Here is a 16,624-nt window from a genome sequence, read left to right as displayed (position 1 = left end):
CTACGGCTCGAACTTGTAGCCGAGGCCGCGCACCGTCACCAGGTAGCGCGGCGCGCCCGGGTCCGGCTCGATCTTGGCGCGCAGGCGCTTGACGTGGACGTCGAGGGTCTTGGTGTCCCCCACGTAGTCCGCGCCCCAGACGCGGTCGATGAGCTGCATACGGGTCAGCACGCGGCCCGCGTTGCGCAGCAGCATCTCCAGGAGGTCGAACTCCTTGAGCGGCAGGTCGACCTTGGAGCCGGAGACCGTCACCACGTGGCGGTCCACGTCCATGCGGACCGGCCCCGCCTCCAGGGCCTGCGGGGCGACCTCCTCGGGCTCACCGCGGCGGCGCAGCACCGCGCGGATGCGGGCGACGAGCTCCCGCGAGGAGAACGGCTTGGTGACGTAGTCGTCGGCCCCTATTTCCAGGCCCACCACCTTGTCGATCTCGCTGTCCTTGGCGGTGACCATGATCACCGGGACGTTGGAGCGGCCGCGCAACTGCCGGCACACCTCGGTCCCGGGCAGGCCGGGCAGCATGAGGTCGAGCAGGACGAGGTCGGCGCCGTTGCGCTCGAATTCGTCGAGTCCGTCCGGGCCTGTCGCCGCGATGGCGACTTCGAAGCCCTCCTTGCGGAGCATGTAGGACAGAACGTCGCTGAAGGATTCCTCGTCCTCGACGACGAGCACTCGGGTCACGGAAGGACCTCCGGGGCAGGGATGGGTTCGTACGTAGTGGTCGCTGTAGCCGCTGTGGTCGCGTCGGGTGGAGTGGTCTCGTCGTCGAGTCCGCCGCCGTGTCCGGTTCCGCGGTCGCGGTGCGCGGCCGCCTCCGGCAGCCGCAGGGTGAACGTGGAGCCCTGTCCCTCGGAGCTCCACACCGTGACCTCCCCGCCGTGCGAGGCGGCCACGTGCTTGACGATGGCGAGGCCGAGGCCCGTGCCGCCGGTGGCCCGTGAGCGGGCCGGGTCGACGCGGTAGAAGCGCTCGAAGATGCGCTCCTTGTCCTTGTCGGAGATGCCGATGCCCTGGTCGGTGACGGCCACCTCGATCATCTCCCCGGTGCCGAAGGCCTGGTAGGCGCCTCCGCCGCCGGGTGCCGCGATCCGGCGGGCGGCTATGCCCACGCGGGTGCGGGCGGGGCTGTAGTTCACCGCGTTCTCGACGAGGTTGCCGAGGGCCGCCGCGAGCTGGCCGCGGTTGCCCCAGATCTGGAGCTCCGCGGTGCCCCCGGCCACCATGGTGATCTGCTTGTGCGAGGCCTGGTGCCGGCTGCGGTCCATCGCCTCCGCCACCAGTTCGTCGACGCGGACCGGCTCCGCGTCCTCCAGGGGGTCGTCGTTCTGTACCCGGGAGAGGTCGATGAGCTCCTGGACGAGGCTGGTCAGGCGGGTCGCCTCGATCTGCATGCGGCCCGCGAAGCGCTCGACGGCCTCGGGGTCGTCGGAGGCGTCCATGACGGCCTCGGAGAGCAGGGAGAGTGCCCCCACCGGGGTCTTCAGCTCATGGCTCACGTTGGCGACGAAGTCGCGGCGTACCGCCTCGATGCGGCGGGCCTCCGTGAGGTCCTCGACAAGGAGCAGCACGAGCCGGGAGCCGAGCGGCGCCACCCGCGCGGAGACCGCCAGGGCCTCGCCGCGGCCGGTGCCGCGCCGGGGCAGGTCCAGTTCGACCTGGCGTATCTCCCCGTCGCGGCGGGTGTCGCGGGCCATCTGAAGCATCGGTTCGACGGCGAGCTTGCCGCCGCGCACGAGCCCGAGGGCATACGCCGCCGAGCTCGCCTTGACCACGCTGTCGGCCTCGTCGAGGACGACCGCGGAGGAGCGCAGCACGGAGAGGACCGTGTCGACACCCGGTGGCAGTACCGGGTCGGTGTGCAGGGAGGTCCGGGTGGGGCGTTTCTGGTCGCGCTCGCTCCAGCGGAACGCCAGCATGGCGATGACACCGGTACATACTCCGGCGATCGCTGCCACTGCGGCGACTGCCGCGTTCACGTCCATGGGTCCAGGTTATGCGCCGGTCGAGTGCAGGCCACAGCCAAAGGGGGGCCGCCTCGAACACTCGTCGCCCAGAGTTCACTGTGGGGACGGCACTGGTTCACTTCCTCCGGACGCCCTGGCGGGGGGCCGCCCGGACGTGCCGCCAGGCGTCTCCCACAGTTCACCTTGATGATGGGGACGGTTCACGTGAGGTGCCGGAAACGGACGCGTGCGGGCCGCACCGTGGGAGCGTGGGGGTCAGCCCCCTGGGACGTACTAGAGAGGGACAGTCACATGCGGGACGCGTACCACGAGGAACTTGACTCGATCGGCGAAGGCCTGGTGGAGATGGCCCGCCTGGTCGGGTCCGCGATCGGGCGCGCCACGACGGCCATGCTCGACGCCGATCTGAAGATGGCCGAGAGCGTCATCGCCGCCGACCAGAAGGTCGACGATCTTCAGCATGACCTGGAGGCGCGCGCGATAGCCCTGCTCGCGCGGCAGCAGCCGGTCGCCACCGATCTGCGCATCGTCGTCACCTCGCTGCGGATGAGCGCCGACCTGGAGCGCTCGGGCGACCTGGCCCAGCACGTGGGGAAGCTCGCCCGGCTGCGTTTCCCCGCTTCGGCGGTGCCGCACGACCTGCACGCCACGATCCTGGAGATGGGCCAGCTCGCGCAGCGCCTGATGGCGAAGGCGGCGGAGGTCATCATCACCAAGGACGTCGATCTCGCGCTCCAGCTGGAGCAGGACGACGACGAGATGGACCAGCTCCACCGCACGCTCTTCCAGCACCTGATGGACGACCGCTGGCAGCACGGCATCGAGACGGCCGTCGACGTGACGCTCCTCGGCCGCTACTACGAGCGCTTCGCGGACCACGCGGTGTCCGTGGCGAAGCGGGTCGTGTACCTGGTGACGGGGGAGCACGCGGACGAGATCCAGCCTGCGGGGGCGCCGGTGGAGGGGGCGTAGGGCTTTGGGGGCGGCTTTGGGGGCGGCTTCGGTGACGGGGCTGTGCGCCGGGGGGTGACCGTGGGGGGCCTTGGGGCGGTGCCTGCCCTGGGCGGTGAGCTAGGCGGTGCGCCGGCGGGTGACCGCGGCGGTACGGCGCTAGCTGGGCGGTGAGCAAGGCGGTGCCTGCCTTGGGCGTGTGCAAGGCGGTGCCTGCCCTGGACGGTGCCTTGGGCGGTGAGCAAGGCGGTGCCCCGCGCGGGGCCAGGTCCGTGCGGGGCACCGCTTGTGCGCACGGTCAGCCGCAGCCGCCGCCGCACTGGCAACTGCCGCCGGACTGGCAGCCGCAGCTGCAGCCCGAGCCGCAGCCGCAGTTGCCGAGCAGCACGAGCCTCGGCAGGCCCGGAGTGTCGGCCGACGGCTCGGGGGTGGCTCGGTTCTTCAGGGACTCGGCCATGGGGGCTCCTCCTCGAAGGCGTACGGCACAGGCGTGCGTACGGCACGGGCGTGCCGCACGAAGGCGTACCGCCTCCCGCCTGTCATCCATTGCATTCCCGGCGAGGCGGGCGCATCAACGGCGCACGCGCGCGTGGCCCGGCCTTTGCGTGCGGGGCAGCACGCTGCAAGCACCTCGCGAACCCCGGCGGCGGCCGGCGGCCGGCGGCACGGCCTACGAGCTGATCGGTGACTCCCTCGCTCGCCGGCGCGCTTGTGCCCGCAGTTCCTTCAGGCGGCCGTAGAACGCGTTGTGCCGGTTCTGATCGAGGTTCAACGGGAGGTCGAGCCGGGAGATGAGCTGCGACTCCGATGTCCACGGCTCGATCTGCTCGACCCAGCACACCCGTGCGTGGTCCGCCATCCACTGGCTGAGGGCCGCTTCGCCGGCCTTGCCGAAGGTCATCCGCTTGCCGCTGCCCACTCGGTGCAGCTCAAGACCGAGCAGGCACCCCAGGGTGAGCCGCAGGGTCGAACCCGCCGCGTTGCCCCGGTAGTGGTAGCGCACCCGCTTGCGCAGGTTCTGCGTGCTGGTCCGGTTCGCCATGTGCCGCGGGGCTATACCGACGTAGAGCAGGCGTCCGGCGTCCACTTCCGCGTGGGGGGACTGCTCGAAGTGCCACCCGTAGACCCCCGCCACGGGCGGAACAGGGCTCGGGCGCGCCAAAACCTCCTGCGCGGACCACAGCCGGTCGGGACTGACCAGAGCAGTAGCTTCCACAAAGCCTCCAGACATGCTGCGGCTGACCGACACGTTCAACCTCGATCAGCGTCCGCGTCCGCGGACAGAGGATCGCCTGCCCGCCCGGCCTTCATCTCCGCCCGTGCCCGGTACTCGTCCAGAAACCCCACGGCGAGCAGCGACAGCACCGCTGCCAGGATGAAGGCCACCGTCAGGGCGTTCAGCAAGCTGTAGGGGCCGGGGGCCTCCACGACGCGCCCCCCGTCCAGCAGGCAATCGAAGCCCAGGGGGAAGTAGGAGGGTTCGTGGCCGGCGAGTTGGCCGAGCGTGCCGGACGGGAGGGAGCGGCAGGGAACGGCGGGTGAGGACCCGGCGCCGGACTCGGCTTCACTCGCGTCCCACTGGACCAGCCCGAGCCCGATCACGTACACGATGACGGCTGCGGCAGCCGCCATGCCCGTGCACCAACGCAGCAGGTCCCGGCCCCAGTGCGGCCGACGTCCAGGGATGACGACCGATACCAGCTTCACCACGACCGCGATGGCCCAGAGCGGCACGGCGAGCAGGGCGCCGTACATCAACAGGACGAACATGCCGCCGCCTTCCGGGCGTTCCTCGATGCCATCGACGACCTGGCCGTCCTGTGCCAGACGTCATGCCGTGCCGGTCGGTTCCCCCACGGTGCCACGGGGTGCCGACGGCGGGCCGGTCGGTGCGCTCGTGGAGGAGGCGCGGCGGCCGGTGAGCAGGAGCAGCGCTACGAGCCGACGCTCAGTCGATGACCTCGATTCCCCGCACCGATCAGGACCACCCGGGCTCACGCCTCGAAGTCGTACTCCAGGATGTAGGAGGCGGCATCCAGCGTCATTTCGTTGATCTCGACGGGACGGCCTTCGTCCGTGTACGCCGTGCGGCAGATGAGGATGACCGGGGTCCCCGTGGACATGCTCAACTGCGTCGCCTCCTCCTGCGAAGGCATGCGTGAGCGGATCTCCTCGCGGAAGTGCACCGGCTCGAAGCCGATTTCGGCCAGCCTCGCGTAGGTCCCGCCCTATCCGGTGTCCCGCTGGGTGATCGCGGTGCCGGCGACCAAAGACATGGGGAGATAGCTCGTCGCGAGCAGGACGGGTTTGTCGTCCAGCACGAAGCGCCGACGTCGCACCCAGACCGTCTCCTCGGCGGCCAACTCCATGACCGCACCCACCCGGTCGGGCGCGGCCTCCTCCGACACCGTGACCTGGTCCACCTCAAGGTTGCGGTTCTCGATGTCCGCCGACCAGATGGAACGCCCGCCACCCCACTGCTGCCGGGCCAGACGCTGGATGCCCCGGCGCCGAAGCGGGCGGAACGCCCGGACGAACACACCAGCACCCTTGCGGGCTTCGGCGAGACCTTCGTCCCGCAGGACGCCCAGCGCCTGGCGGGCCGTCATGCGGGCCACGCCGTACGTGGCCATGAGGTCGTTCTCCCCCGGAAGCCGATCACCAGGACCGTACTCGCCCGACTGAACGGCCTCGCGCAATGTGTCCGCGATCCGCTGGTACTTGGGCCGACGGTCATTGTCGGTGTTGGCCATACCGCGAGTCTCCCCTCATCTCCAGCAGATCAGGCAGACCAGGCGTGCACTCGCTGACCGTAACCGTGCCGGTTGTCGCCACGTCCCGGCTGATCTCCGAGCTGGTGGCGAACGCCATCACGTACGGGCGGGCCGATGAGGAGTGGCGCGTACGCGTGGAGTGGTTCCGGGACGGGACTTCGCCGGCCGGACGCCGACGACGCCCATGGGCGTTCGGCGGGACGGTGGTCGCCTTCCTGATGGCCGATGCGTGGCCTGACTGAGGGCAGCACGCCCGACGGCCCGCCGGAGACGCCCCGGGTACGACGACAAACCCCCTGCCCGCGGAGAACCCGCAGGCAGGGGGCGTGAAGCTAAGGCAGGGCTACTTCTTCTTGCCCTGGTTCTTGACCGCCTCGATTGCCGCCTTCGCGGCGTCCGGGTCGAGGTAGGTGCCGCCCGGGTTGAGGGGCTTGAAGTCGGCGTCCAGCTCGTAGGAGAGCGGGATGCCCGTGGGGATGTTCAGGCCCGCGATGTCGGCGTCGGAGATGCCGTCCAGGTGCTTGACCAGTGCGCGGAGGCTGTTCCCGTGGGCCGCGACCAGGACCGTCCTGCCGGTCAGGAGGTCGGGGACGATGCCGTCGAACCAGTACGGGAGCATCCGGACGACGACGTCCTTCAGGCACTCCGTCTGCGGGCGCAGCTCGGGCGGGAGCGTCGCGTAGCGCGCGTCCTCGAACTGGGAGTACTCCGCGTCGCGGTCCAGCGCGGGCGGCGGGGTGTCGTACGAGCGGCGCCACAGCATGAACTGCTCCTCGCCGAACTCGGCGAGCGTCTGGGCCTTGTCCTTGCCCTGGAGGGCGCCGTAGTGCCGCTCGTTCAGGCGCCACGAGCGGTGTACGGGAATCCAGTGGCGGTCGGCCGACTCCAGGGCGAGCTGCGCGGTGCGGATCGCGCGCTTCTGGAGCGACGTGTGAACCACGTCGGGGAGCAGGCCGGCGTCCTTGAGCAGCTCACCGCCGCGGACCGCCTCCTTCTCGCCCTTCTCGTTGAGGTTGACGTCCACCCAGCCGGTGAACAGGTTCTTCGCGTTCCATTCGCTCTCGCCGTGGCGGAGGAGGATCAGCTTGTACGGTGCGTCGGCCATGCCCCTGAGCGTAATCGAACCCCCGTGGGCCTCGCGCGCGCGGGCGCGGACGGGGCGCGGACGGCACCCATTGACGGAAGTCGTCAATCGGCTGGCGCCCCGGGAGCCGCAGCTCGTAATGTTTGCTCGCCGCGAGAGGCACTTACAACGCGGCACTTACCACGTGTGTACTTCATCCCCGGGGGGACCTTCATGCCCATCGCCGCCATGAGACGTGCCGTCACGGAGAGCGTGTCGGGGCTGCCACGCGCCTTCTGGTGGCTGTGGATGAGCACGCTGGTCAATCGGCTCGGGGCGTTCGTCGCCACGTTCATGGCGCTGTACCTGACGTTGGAACGGGGGTACTCCGCCTCGTACGCGGGGCTGGTCGCCGCGCTGCTCGGGCTCGGCGGGGTCGTCTCCTCGCTGGGTGCGGGGGTGATGACCGACCGGCTCGGGCGGCGGCCCACCTTGCTGATCGCGCAGGCCTCGACGGCCGTCACGGTGGCCGTGCTCGGGTTCATGGAGCATCCGGTGGCCATCGCCGGGGTCGCCTTCCTCGTCGGGATGGCCAGCAACGCCTCACGGCCCGCCGTGCAGGCGATGATGGCGGACATCGTGCGGCCCGAGGACCGGGTACGGGCCTTCTCGCTCAACTACTGGGCCATCAACCTGGGCTTCGCCATCTCCTCCGCGGCCGCCGGGTTCATCGCCTCGTACAGCTATCGGGCCGGGTTCCTCATCGAGGCCGGTATGACCATGGCCTGCGCGATCCTCGTCTTCGTCAAGCTGCCGGAGTCCCGGCCCGTGCGCACCGCGCTGGAGAAGGCCGCGGAGCCGGAGGTCGGGCTCGGGACCGTGCTGCGGGACGGGCGGTTCATGGGGGTCGTCGGGCTGTCCTTCCTCGTGGCTCTCATCTTTCAGCAGGGCGCCCTGGGGCTGCCGGTCGCCATGGGCGAGGCCGGGTTCACGCCCGCCGACTACGGGCTGGCCATCGCCGTCAACGGCGCGCTGATCGTCGTCCTCCAGATCCCGGTCACCCGGTTCATCGAACACCGGGATCCGCGGCGGCTGCTGGTGATCTCGTCGGTCATCGCCGGGTACGGCTTCGGGCTCACCGCCTTCGCCGGGTCCGTCGGCGTCTTCGCACTGACGGTGTGCGTGTGGACGCTCGCCGAGATCGTCAACGCGCCGACGCAGACGACCCTGGTCGTGCGGCTCTCCCCCGTCCATGGCCGCGGGCGCTACCAGGGCATGTACACGACGTCGTGGTCCGTCGCCGCGCTCGTCGCCCCGCTGATGTCCGGCTTCATGATCGACCGGTTCGGGGCGCAGTGGCTGTGGGGCGCGTGCGCGGTGCTCGGCACCGGGGCGGCGCTCGGCTACTGGGGGCTCATGCGGAAGCTGCCCGGGGAGGGTGAGGCCGGAGTGACGCCCGGGAAGGCCCCCGCTGCCCCCGCCGCCGCCGAGGCCCCCAACGCCACAACCGCCTCCACCGCCACAACCGTTCCCGAAGTCACCGCCGCAGACCCCGCTGCGCCTCGTACAGATTCCGCGGCCGCACCACGTCCGTAGTCCCGTACAGCTCAAGCCGCGAGTTCAGGTCGCCGGTGAAGTCCGGTACGTCGGTCTGGTCGAACTCGCGGACGGTGTTGAGGCCGACCGTGGCGCTGTGGGGTGCCAGGCCGTCGATCTTCATGAGGCCCGCGCGCTCGTTGGTGACGCGGATGTTCCAGTGGGTGAAGCGGGCGCCGAAGAGGGGGCCCGCGCTCGCGTCGCCGCCGTGCCGGCCGTTGTTCTCGACGGTGATGTCGGTGCGTACGTTCGCGAAGGGCATCCCGCGGTGGCTGTCGAAGGTGCCCATCTCCATGTGCCCGCGCGACCAGACGTTGTGCGAGGAGAGGCCCTCGACGTTGATGCCGTGCAGTTGGGTGCCGGGCGGGGCGGGGGTGGTACGCGCGTCGATCCTGAAGTCCTCGATCAGGTTGTCGTGGGAGCCCTCGCGGCAGAAGTACGGATGGTGCGAGCCGCGCCCCGTCACGCGCGTGTGGCGCAGGGTGCAGGCGGAGGCGGCGACCAGGCCGAAGCCGTTGTCCACATGGCGTACGACGACATCGTCGGCCCAGCAGTCGTACGCGCACTGGAACGTGACGCCGTTGTACCCCTTGTCCAGGAGGTGCGGGGACTGCGGGGTCTCGACGGCCTCCAGGGTGAGCCCTTCGACGCCGGAACCGGTCAACGCCTTGACGTGGGTGGTGAGACGGGGGTCCCACTCCGGGCGCACGTCGAGCGGCAGGGGGCGCTCGAAGCTGACCTTGCGCCTGCGCCGGTCGACGGAGGCGATCCTTACGGGCCACTCGTAGGGGACGTACGAGGTGAGCTTCGTCTTGTCGTCCCAGGTGTACGCCTCCGGGCCGGGGCCGCCGCCCGCCATGTGCTCCAGGAGGGTGTGCCCGGGGTCGTCGGAGAGACGAAGGAGTACGAGGTCTCCCGCACGGAGTCGGGACGCGTCCGCGACACGGGCGGACCAGCAGCCGCGCCGAGCCGCGCCCAGCGGCGTCAGTGTCCGCCATTCGTCGCGCTTGTTGCCCGTCCAGCCCTCGAAGGGCCAGGCCTTGGCCTCGATGGCGGTGGTCAGCGAGTCGTAACGAGCCCGCGGGCAGAGCCAGATGAGACCGCCGGCCCAGGACCAGCTCGACTTGTCGCCGCCGTAGCGGGAGCCGTAGGGGCCGATCAGCTCGGTGAGGCTCTTCGTGGCGAGGAGGGTGGTGCGGGCGCTGCCGGCGCCGCGGAGGATGACGTTGTCGTGGGCCATGCGGATGACGTCGTCGACGCGGTACGTGCCGGGCGGGACGACCACCGTGCCGCCGCCCTGCTTGCCTGCGTCGGCGAGGGCTCGGTTGATGGCGGGGGCGGCGTTCGCCGTGCTGCCGGGCTCCAGCCCGTAGTGACGGGTGTCGAAGACGCGCTCGTGGTGGGAGCGGGGGAAGGCGTGGCGGCCGGAGCGGTAGCCGGCGTGGCCGATGTAGGGGATCTGGGGGTGCGTGTAGGGGGCGCGGGTGAACTCCGTCCAGATGGCCGGGGTCGGGGCGGTACCGCCGCGGGGCGTGGCGGCGTGGGCTGTGCCGCTGCCGGTCGTGGCTGCCGCCGCTACGGCTATCGCGCCGCCGAGTACACCTCGTCTGCTGAGGTACGCCATGCTGCCGCCGCCTCTCGCTCCACCCCTCCGTCCACGTGTGTGAACGGAGTTCATATTCACGATGGGCGGGAGCATGCCACGGCTGGGAGGGGCCGGGGAAGAGGGCGGACGGGCAGAGGCGGACAGGGGCGCGCAGGGGAAGGGCCCCCGCCCCCTGGCTATCCCTCTCGGTGAGTCAGGTGCGTGAACGCGTCCAGGTTCCGTGTGGACTCACCACGCGAGACGCGCCACTCGTACTCCTTGCGGATCGCTGAGGCGAAGCCCAGTTCGAGCAGCGTGTTGAAGGAGTCGTCCGCGGCGGAGAGCACCGACCCGAGGAGCCGGTCCAGCTCCTCCGAGGTGACCGCCGCCAGCGGGAGCTTGCCCGCCAGGTAGATGTCACCGAGGGAGTCGATCGCGTAACCCACGCCGTAGAGGCGCAGGTTCCGCTCCAGGAGCCAGCGGTGCACCGCCTCGTGGTTCTCGTCCGGATGGCGGATGACGAAGGCGTTCAGGGAGAGGGAGTGCTTGCCGACGATCATCGACAAGGTGGTCGAGAGCTTCCGCGTGCCCGGAAGCTTCACTACGTAGGAGCCCGCTTCGGGGCTCTCCCACTCCAGTTCGGCGTCGTCGAGCGTCCGCCGGATGACCTCGTCCGCGGCGGAGCCACCGCCCACGGGACCGTTCCCACCTGCCGAAAGACCCGTCCGCTCAGCCATGATGCGAGCGTACGTGACGACGGAAGTCATGCATGGCCGCGGTGTAGACGTCCGCCGTGGCGGAGGCCGCCGTGTCCCACCCGAAGGCCTGCGCGTGGCGGGCCGCCGCATCACCCATGGTGTCCGCGAGGTGCGGCCGGTCGGCGAAATCGCGGAGCACGCGCGCGTAGTGGGCCGGTTCATGGCCGCGGATCAGGAAGCCCGTCTCTCCGTCCCGCACCGCCACGGGGAGGCCGCCCACCGAGGCCGCGAGGACCGGCGTACCCGCCGCCTGCGCCTCTATGGCGACGAGGCCGAAGGATTCGCTGTAGGACGGCATGACGAGGACCGACGCCGCGCGGAACCAGTCCGCGAGCTGGTCCTGCCCCACCGGCGGCTGGAAGCGGACCACGTCCGCGATGCCCAGCTTCGCGGCCAGCTTCTGGAGGCCCTCCGGCTTGGCGAGGCCGCTGCCGCTGGGGCCGCCGACGATCGGCACGACGATGTTCGAGCGCAGGGCGGGACGCTCGTCCAGGAGGACGGCGACCGCGCGCAGCAGCACGTCGGGGGCCTTCAGGGGCTGGATGCGGCCCGCGAAGAGCGGGACGAGCGCGTTCTGCGGCAGACCGAGGCGGTGCCGGGCGGCGGCGCGGCCGTCGGCGGGGCGGAACCGGTCGAGGTTGACGCCGGGGTGGACGACGGCGACCTTGCCGGGCTCGGCCTCGTAGTGGCGTACGAGTTCGTCGGCCTCTTCTGAGGTGTTGGCGACGAGCCGGTCGGCGGCGCGCACGATCTGCGTCTCGCCTATGACGCGGGCCGCGGGCTCGGGGGTGTCGCCCTGGGCCAGCGCGGCGTTCTTGACCTTGGCCATGGTGTGCATGGCGTGCACCAGGGGCACGCCCCAGCGCTCGGCGGCGAGCCAGCCGACGTGACCGGAGAGCCAGTAGTGGGAGTGGACGAGGTCGTAGTAGCCGGGCCGGTGGCCCGCCCAGGCCTGCATGACACCGTGGGTGAAGGCGCAGAGCTGGGCCGGCAGCTCCTCCTTGGCGAGGCCTTCGTAGGGGCCCGCGTCGACGTGCCGTACGAGGACTCCGGGTGCGAGCTCCACGGCGGGCGGCAGCGCGCCGGTGGTCGCGCGGGTGAAGATCTCCACCTCGATGTTGATCGCGGCGAGGCGCTTGGCCAGCTCGACGATGTAGACGTTCATGCCGCCCGCGTCGCCCGTGCCGGGCTGGTGCAGGGGCGAAGTGTGCACGCTCAGCACGGCCACACGCCGGGGCCGCCGCGGAGTACCGGGCATACGGAGCCGTGGGGGAGCCGTTGGAGAGCGACGCCCGAGCCTGGACACGTATTGGCTCACGTGGCGGTCCTCCTTGCGTACGGGCATGACGACGGGGAGGGCGTACGTACCTCCAGAGGGGGAACACCGGAGGTTTCTGCTCCATTTCCTTCCGGGCCCTTTTTGCCAAAGCATTACCCGGCCGTGTCAACCGTCCGGCCCGCATACCCTTTCCCCATGGCCCCACGCACCCCTTCCCGCCCCGTGGGAACGGTGACGCGCGGGACCACGAACCCGAACCGCCTGCGCCGCATGGACCGCTGGATCGCCGCCACGCACGGCGCCGCCCTGCGCCGCTCCCCCGACCCCGTGGCCGTCGACCTCGGCTACGGCGCCGCCCCCTGGACCGCCGTGGAACTGCTCCTGCGGCTGCGCACCGCCGCTCCACGCGCGCGTGTCGTCGGCGTCGAGATCGAACCGGCACGGGTCACGGCCGCGAAGCCGTACGAGCGAGAGGGCCTCACGTTCCGCCACGGCGGCTTCGAGGTGCCCCTGCCGGGCCGCCCCGCCCTGATCCGGGCCGCGAACGTCCTGCGCCAGTACGACGAGGACCAGGTCGCCGCCGTCTGGGAGCGGCTCCGCGGGCGCCTCGCACCCGGCGGGCTGATCGTGGAGGGCACCTGCGACGAGATCGGGCGGCGGCATGTCTGGGTGGCGCTCGGCCCCGAGGGGCCGCGCTCGGTGACCTTCGCGGCCCGGCTCGGCTCCCTTGAGCGGCCCTCCGATCTCGCCGAACGGCTGCCGAAGGCGCTGATCCACCGGAACGTGCCGGGCGAGCCGGTCCACGCGTTCCTGCGGGACTTCGACCGGGCCTGGGCGGCGGCGGCCCCGTACGCCTCCTACGGCGCGCGGCAGCGCTGGATCAGGACGGCGCGCGACCTGGGCGCCGACTGGCCGGTACTCGACGGGACTTCGCGTTGGCGGCAGGGGGAACTGACGGTGGACTGGGGCGCGTTGGCGCCGCGGGCCGGGTGAACTCTGACCCGGCCCCTAGGTGATTTCCCGGCGGGGCCAAGCACCGGGCGAGGCGGGTGCGGCCTCGGGCGGGGCGCTCGTCCGGGGCTGTGACCTGCGGGGAACGAACTTCGCGTGCCGTTCGTCACATGTGGCGGGTGGGAAGATCGGAGTTGCTGTCGTCCTCTGTCGCAATGAGCGCAGGCATGGCACCATCCCGGGAGCGACCGCACGTTACTGACGGTAAATCAGGTTTTGGGGGTGGCAGGGCGTGACCGGCAAGCGATGCTCGACGGCGGCGACCGTGGCGCTGATCTGCGCGGCGGCAGTGGTGGTGACCGCACCGGGAGCGGCCCACGCGAGCCCTTCGGCCCCGACGAGACCGACGGATCCGACAAACCCGTCGAATCCGGCGGATCCGGCGGATCCGGCGCCCAGATCGGACAGGTCCCTTGAGCAGGTGCGCAAGGAGATCGAGACGCTCTATCACGACGCGGGCGTGGCGACGGACGCGTACAACGCGGCCGAGGAGAAGGCCGACAAGCAGTCCGAGCAGATCGTGAAGCTGGCCAAGGACATCTCCGACGGCCAGGCGAAGCTGAAGAAGCTCAAGGCCCGCGCCGGCGCCGCGGCCCGCGCGCAGTACCGCGGCGCCGGCATGCCGGACGAGGCCCAGCTGATGCTGAGCGACGATCCCGGTCAGTTCCTGGACGGCGCCGGACGCATGCGGCAGGGCCATAAGGCCACCAAGGGCATGCTGACCGAGCTGTCCAGGACGCAGGAGGACCTGCGGATATACGCCGAGGACGCCACGGCCCGCTGGAAGAAGCTGGAAGCCAACCGCAAGGCGAAGGCCGCGTCGAAGAAGAAGATCAAGAAGAAGATCGCGGACGCGGAGAAGCTCGAGTCGAGGCTGGAGAAGAAGGAGCGCGAGCGGCTGCGCGAGCTGGAGAAGGCGGCGGCCCTCAAGAAGCAGTCGGCGTGGGTGGACTCGGGCGTCCTGAAGGACATCGGCGCCAAGGCGACACCGCGGGGCGAGAAGGCCGTCGAGTTCGCCACGGCCCAGATCGGCAAGCCGTACGTATGGGGCGCCGAGGGCCCCGGTTCGTACGACTGCTCCGGGCTCACCTCGAAGGCGTGGGCGGCGGCCGGGCAGGGCATTCCGCGGACCTCGCAGGAGCAGTGGAAGCGGCTGCCGCGCGTGGACGTCAAGAACATGCGCCCCGGCGACCTGATCATCTACCACTCGGACGCCAGCCACGTCGGGATGTACGTGGGCGACGGCACGATCGTGCACGCCCCGCGGCCGGGCCGCGACGTCACGATCGCGGGGGCGGGTTCCATGCGGATATTGGGGGTCGTGCGGCCCGACAAGTAGCCGCGCGGCGCCCCCTCCCGGCCCCGGCCCCCCGGCGAGCCGGGGGCCATGCGTCCGGGTATATCCGGTACGTCCGTCGTGTTCGGCATGTTTGGCATGCTCGGTACGTCCGGTGTGACCCAGTGCACGGCTCCGGCTCCCGGACGGCCTGCGGGGCGTGATGTTCGTCATCCCGGTGGGAGCACGACGTGCCCAAATGCGTTGATGGTTACGGCATATGACGGTGGCCGTTTGCCCGGCGCCATTCCAATCGAGTCCGGGCTACCGCTATGGTCCGTCGTCGGTGCTGCGTCGACCTGCGTCGCACCACGCCCTCGGGGGGAGGGAAGGAAACCAAGCGATGCCCGTACCCATACCGCGGCAGAGAGTGCTCCCGGCCGCGGAAGACGGTCAGGCTCACGCGGCACCCCACCAGGACACCGGGGCTCGCGCCCTGCACACGTCCGACACGGCCGGTCAGACCAACGTCGGCCCCAAAGGCTCACCGCTCACCCTGCTGGTGATCGAGGACGACCCCGCGGGTTCCCTGAGCGTGCCCGCGCTTCTCGACTCCGCGGGCAACCCCATCCGCGTACGCACGGCCCGCAACCTCACCGAGGCCGAGCGCCTGCTCACCGACGACGTGCACTGCATCCTGCTCGACCTCGCGCTGCCGGGGCCCGGCGGGGCCGGGGTGTCCGGCGGTTCCGGTGCGTCCGGCGGCTTCGGCGGCTCGGGTGGCTTCGCTGGCTCGGGTGGCTCGGGTGGCTCCCATGCGGCCGGTGGTTCCGGCTCCGGTTCCGGCTCCGGCTCCGGGGGCGGCTCCGGCTCCGGGGGCGGCTCCGGGGGCGGCTCCGGGGGCGGCGAGGCGGACGACGACGAGCTCGTCGCGCTCAAGCACGTGCTGCGTCTCGCGCCCCGGCACGCCGTCCTCGCCCTCACCGCGACCGGCGACGCCGAGCGAGGCGCCGAGGCCGTACGGGTCGGCGCCCAGGACTACCTGCTCCGCGACGAGCTGGACGGCAGGCTGCTCAGCCGCACCGTCCGGTACGCGGTGGAGCGCAAGCGAGCCGACGCCGCCCAGCGCCAGCTCACCGAGTCCAGGCTGCGCGCCCAGGAGAACGCCCGCCTGGAGCGGGGTCTCCTCCCGACGCCGCTCCTCGACGGCTCACCGCTGCGCTTCGCCGCTCGCTACCGTCCCGGCCGCTCCCGCGCGCTGCTCGGCGGCGACTTCTACGACACCGTGCGCACCCCCGACGGCTCGGTGCACGTGATGATCGGTGACGTCTGCGGCCACGGCCCCGACGAGGCCGCGCTCGGCGTGGAGCTGCGCATCGCGTGGCGGGCCCTGACCTTCGCCGGGCTCTGCGGCGACGAACTGCTGTCCACGCTGCAAAAGGTCCTGGAGCACGAGCGCCCCGACGACGAGATCTTCGCGACGCTCTGCACCGTCGACATCGCCCCGGACGGCCGCCGCGCCGGGCTCTGCCTCGCCGGGCACCCGGCGCCGCTGATCGCCCGCGACGGCCGCCTCGCCGAACTCCTTCCGTACGAGGACGGCGGCCCCGCACTGGGTCTCCTGCCGCGTGCACGCTGGCCGCGCCGGCAGGTGGAGCTCGGCGGGAAGTGGAGCCTGATGCTCTACACGGACGGGCTGATCGAGGGCCGCATCGGCCAGGGCAACCAACGCCTCGGCCAGGACGGCATGGTGGAGATGGTCCGCCGCCAGCTCGCCGCGGGGCTGCGCGGCGACGAACTCCTCGAAGCCGCCGTGAACGAGGTGCGCGACCTCAACGGCGGCGACCTCACGGACGACGTGGCCGTGCTGCTCCTCGACCGGACTCCGGGCAACGCCGGCGGCTGACGCCCGCTCACGACGCGGCTGCGGTCTCCAACGGCTTACCGGCCGCCGTTGTACGGACCGTAGGGCCCGTCGCTGCTGGAGCCGCCGCGCCGGCCGCCACCGCCGGTGATCTGCCGGAGCGCGGGCCGCACGTCCACCATGTACACGATCGTGGCGATCAGGCCGATGATGGGCAGGAACGACAGGATGTTGAAGATCAGGTTCACCACGAAGGCGAGCCCGAGGATGACCAGCCAGAACGGCTTGGTCTTCTTGTCCGCGGCCCGATAGGCGTCCTCGCGCCGGAGGGCGGCGTCGATGAGCGCGAATCCGCTGAACAAGATCAGGGCCAGCGACAGCAGCCACATGAAGTTCGCGAACCCTTGCATCAGCACAACGTCCACCACCAGTCTCGACGCATCGATTACGCGGCCACGGTACCCGCTACCCGGTCAACGGGCCGGACACTCCACGAGTGCCCG

The 16,624-nt window shown here is 71.1% G+C and carries 17 protein-coding genes and 1 pseudogene; 7 read left to right on the top strand and 11 right to left on the bottom strand.

The features are described 5' to 3' along the window. Positions 1 to 681, bottom strand: coding sequence for a response regulator (locus ACRAKF_RS21615; RefSeq protein WP_447038905.1), 681 nt, complete (start codon positions 679 to 681; stop codon positions 1 to 3). Next, a complete protein-coding gene (locus ACRAKF_RS21610) occupies positions 678 to 1,982 on the bottom strand; it encodes a sensor histidine kinase (RefSeq protein WP_447038904.1) in 1,305 nt (434 codons plus the stop codon). Before ACRAKF_RS21610 ends, ACRAKF_RS21615 begins: the two co-directional genes overlap by 4 nt. 273 nt (positions 1,983 to 2,255) lie before the next feature. On the opposite strand from ACRAKF_RS21610, the gene phoU reads away from it, so the two are divergent. After that, on the top strand, positions 2,256 to 2,936 hold the full coding sequence (phoU, locus tag ACRAKF_RS21605; RefSeq protein ID WP_447038903.1) for a phosphate signaling complex protein PhoU: 681 nt from the start codon (positions 2,256 to 2,258) through the stop codon (positions 2,934 to 2,936). A 277-nt stretch (positions 2,937 to 3,213) separates the two neighbouring features. On the opposite strand, the gene ACRAKF_RS21600 is transcribed toward phoU, so the two are convergent. The 4 genes and pseudogenes from ACRAKF_RS21600 to ACRAKF_RS21585 form a co-directional block, all read right to left on the bottom strand. Then, positions 3,214 to 3,372 (bottom strand): hypothetical protein, encoded by a 159-nt coding sequence (locus tag ACRAKF_RS21600; RefSeq protein ID WP_447038902.1) that lies wholly within the window; start codon positions 3,370 to 3,372, stop codon positions 3,214 to 3,216. 213 nt (positions 3,373 to 3,585) lie between these two features. After that, a complete protein-coding gene (locus ACRAKF_RS21595; protein ID WP_447038901.1) occupies positions 3,586 to 4,131 on the bottom strand; it encodes a GIY-YIG nuclease family protein in 546 nt (181 codons plus the stop codon). Positions 4,132 to 4,166: 35 nt separating this feature from the next. Continuing rightward, a complete protein-coding gene (locus ACRAKF_RS21590) occupies positions 4,167 to 4,685 on the bottom strand; it encodes a hypothetical protein (RefSeq protein ID WP_447038899.1) in 519 nt (172 codons plus the stop codon). Positions 4,686 to 4,909: 224 nt separating this feature from the next. Beyond that, positions 4,910 to 5,668, bottom strand: a pseudogene (locus tag ACRAKF_RS21585) (GntR family transcriptional regulator). Between the two features lie 65 nt (positions 5,669 to 5,733). On the opposite strand from ACRAKF_RS21585, the gene ACRAKF_RS21580 reads away from it, so the two are divergent. Further along, a complete protein-coding gene (locus ACRAKF_RS21580; protein WP_447038898.1) occupies positions 5,734 to 5,931 on the top strand; it encodes a hypothetical protein in 198 nt (65 codons plus the stop codon). Positions 5,932 to 6,032: 101 nt separating this feature from the next. Here ACRAKF_RS21580 and ACRAKF_RS21575 read toward each other — a convergent pair whose 3' ends face one another. Then, complete coding sequence (locus ACRAKF_RS21575) at positions 6,033 to 6,794, bottom strand: phosphoglyceromutase (protein WP_447038897.1); 762 nt, start codon at positions 6,792 to 6,794, stop codon at positions 6,033 to 6,035. 192 nt (positions 6,795 to 6,986) lie between these two features. Between ACRAKF_RS21575 and ACRAKF_RS21570 the strand changes: the two genes are divergently transcribed. After that, positions 6,987 to 8,348 (top strand): MDR family MFS transporter, encoded by a 1,362-nt coding sequence (locus ACRAKF_RS21570; RefSeq protein WP_447038896.1) that lies wholly within the window; start codon positions 6,987 to 6,989, stop codon positions 8,346 to 8,348. Here ACRAKF_RS21570 and ACRAKF_RS21565 read toward each other — a convergent pair. The 3 genes from ACRAKF_RS21565 to mshA all read right to left on the bottom strand — a co-directional run bounded on the left by ACRAKF_RS21565 (position 8,290) and on the right by mshA (position 12,009). After that, positions 8,290 to 9,972 (bottom strand): glycosyl hydrolase family 28-related protein, encoded by a 1,683-nt coding sequence (locus ACRAKF_RS21565; RefSeq protein ID WP_447038895.1) that lies wholly within the window; start codon positions 9,970 to 9,972, stop codon positions 8,290 to 8,292. The two genes, ACRAKF_RS21570 and ACRAKF_RS21565, sit on opposite strands and share 59 nt — an antisense overlap. A 158-nt stretch (positions 9,973 to 10,130) precedes the next feature. Continuing rightward, a complete protein-coding gene (locus ACRAKF_RS21560; RefSeq protein ID WP_447038893.1) occupies positions 10,131 to 10,670 on the bottom strand; it encodes a YbjN domain-containing protein in 540 nt (179 codons plus the stop codon). Then, positions 10,663 to 12,009, bottom strand: a complete 1,347-nt coding sequence (gene mshA / locus ACRAKF_RS21555; protein ID WP_447038892.1) for a D-inositol-3-phosphate glycosyltransferase — start codon at positions 12,007 to 12,009, stop codon at positions 10,663 to 10,665. The genes ACRAKF_RS21560 and mshA overlap by 8 nt, the downstream gene beginning before the upstream one ends. Positions 12,010 to 12,165: 156 nt before the next feature. Here mshA and ACRAKF_RS21550 point away from each other — a divergent pair, with 156 nt between their 5' ends. The 4 genes from ACRAKF_RS21550 to ACRAKF_RS21535 all read left to right on the top strand — a co-directional run bounded on the left by ACRAKF_RS21550 (position 12,166) and on the right by ACRAKF_RS21535 (position 16,163). Next, positions 12,166 to 12,963, top strand: a complete 798-nt coding sequence (locus tag ACRAKF_RS21550) for a class I SAM-dependent methyltransferase (protein ID WP_447038890.1) — start codon at positions 12,166 to 12,168, stop codon at positions 12,961 to 12,963. Positions 12,964 to 13,203: 240 nt separating this feature from the next. Then, positions 13,204 to 13,398 carry a hypothetical protein gene (locus ACRAKF_RS21545; RefSeq protein WP_447038888.1) on the top strand — a complete coding sequence of 65 codons (195 nt, stop codon included), beginning with the start codon at positions 13,204 to 13,206 and terminating at the stop codon, positions 13,396 to 13,398. Positions 13,399 to 13,402: 4 nt separating this feature from the next. Next, positions 13,403 to 14,320, top strand: a complete 918-nt coding sequence (locus tag ACRAKF_RS21540) for a C40 family peptidase (RefSeq protein WP_447038887.1) — start codon at positions 13,403 to 13,405, stop codon at positions 14,318 to 14,320. A 340-nt stretch (positions 14,321 to 14,660) separates the two neighbouring features. Further along, complete coding sequence (locus ACRAKF_RS21535; RefSeq protein ID WP_447038886.1) at positions 14,661 to 16,163, top strand: PP2C family protein-serine/threonine phosphatase; 1,503 nt, start codon at positions 14,661 to 14,663, stop codon at positions 16,161 to 16,163. A gap of 35 nt (positions 16,164 to 16,198) precedes the next feature. On the opposite strand, the gene ACRAKF_RS21530 is transcribed toward ACRAKF_RS21535, so the two are convergent. Then, positions 16,199 to 16,531: a DUF2516 family protein gene (locus ACRAKF_RS21530; protein ID WP_447038885.1), complete on the bottom strand. Its 333-nt coding sequence runs from the start codon at positions 16,529 to 16,531 to the stop codon at positions 16,199 to 16,201. Positions 16,532 to 16,624 lie beyond the last annotated feature (93 nt).

The organism is Streptomyces sp. DSM 118878 (assembly GCF_052936595.1).
Note: the sequence above shows the minus strand (reverse complement) of the source record. Positions and strands in the feature narration are given on the sequence as shown.

Coding starts and splice junctions, on each gene's coding strand:
- ACRAKF_RS21610 (WP_447038904.1), bottom strand. CDS start 1,982: ATGGACGTGAACGCGGCAGTCGCCGCAGTGGCAGCGATCGCCGGAGTA.
- phoU (WP_447038903.1), top strand. CDS start 2,256: ATGCGGGACGCGTACCACGAGGAACTTGACTCGATCGGCGAAGGCCTG.
- ACRAKF_RS21600 (WP_447038902.1), bottom strand. CDS start 3,372: ATGGCCGAGTCCCTGAAGAACCGAGCCACCCCCGAGCCGTCGGCCGAC.
- ACRAKF_RS21590 (WP_447038899.1), bottom strand. CDS start 4,685: ATGTTCGTCCTGTTGATGTACGGCGCCCTGCTCGCCGTGCCGCTCTGG.
- ACRAKF_RS21575 (WP_447038897.1), bottom strand. CDS start 6,794: ATGGCCGACGCACCGTACAAGCTGATCCTCCTCCGCCACGGCGAGAGC.
- ACRAKF_RS21570 (WP_447038896.1), top strand. CDS start 6,987: ATGCCCATCGCCGCCATGAGACGTGCCGTCACGGAGAGCGTGTCGGGG.
- ACRAKF_RS21565 (WP_447038895.1), bottom strand. CDS start 9,972: ATGGCGTACCTCAGCAGACGAGGTGTACTCGGCGGCGCGATAGCCGTA.
- ACRAKF_RS21560 (WP_447038893.1), bottom strand. CDS start 10,670: ATGGCTGAGCGGACGGGTCTTTCGGCAGGTGGGAACGGTCCCGTGGGC.
- ACRAKF_RS21550 (WP_447038890.1), top strand. CDS start 12,166: ATGGCCCCACGCACCCCTTCCCGCCCCGTGGGAACGGTGACGCGCGGG.
- ACRAKF_RS21535 (WP_447038886.1), top strand. CDS start 14,661: ATGCCCGTACCCATACCGCGGCAGAGAGTGCTCCCGGCCGCGGAAGAC.
- ACRAKF_RS21530 (WP_447038885.1), bottom strand. CDS start 16,531: ATGCAAGGGTTCGCGAACTTCATGTGGCTGCTGTCGCTGGCCCTGATC.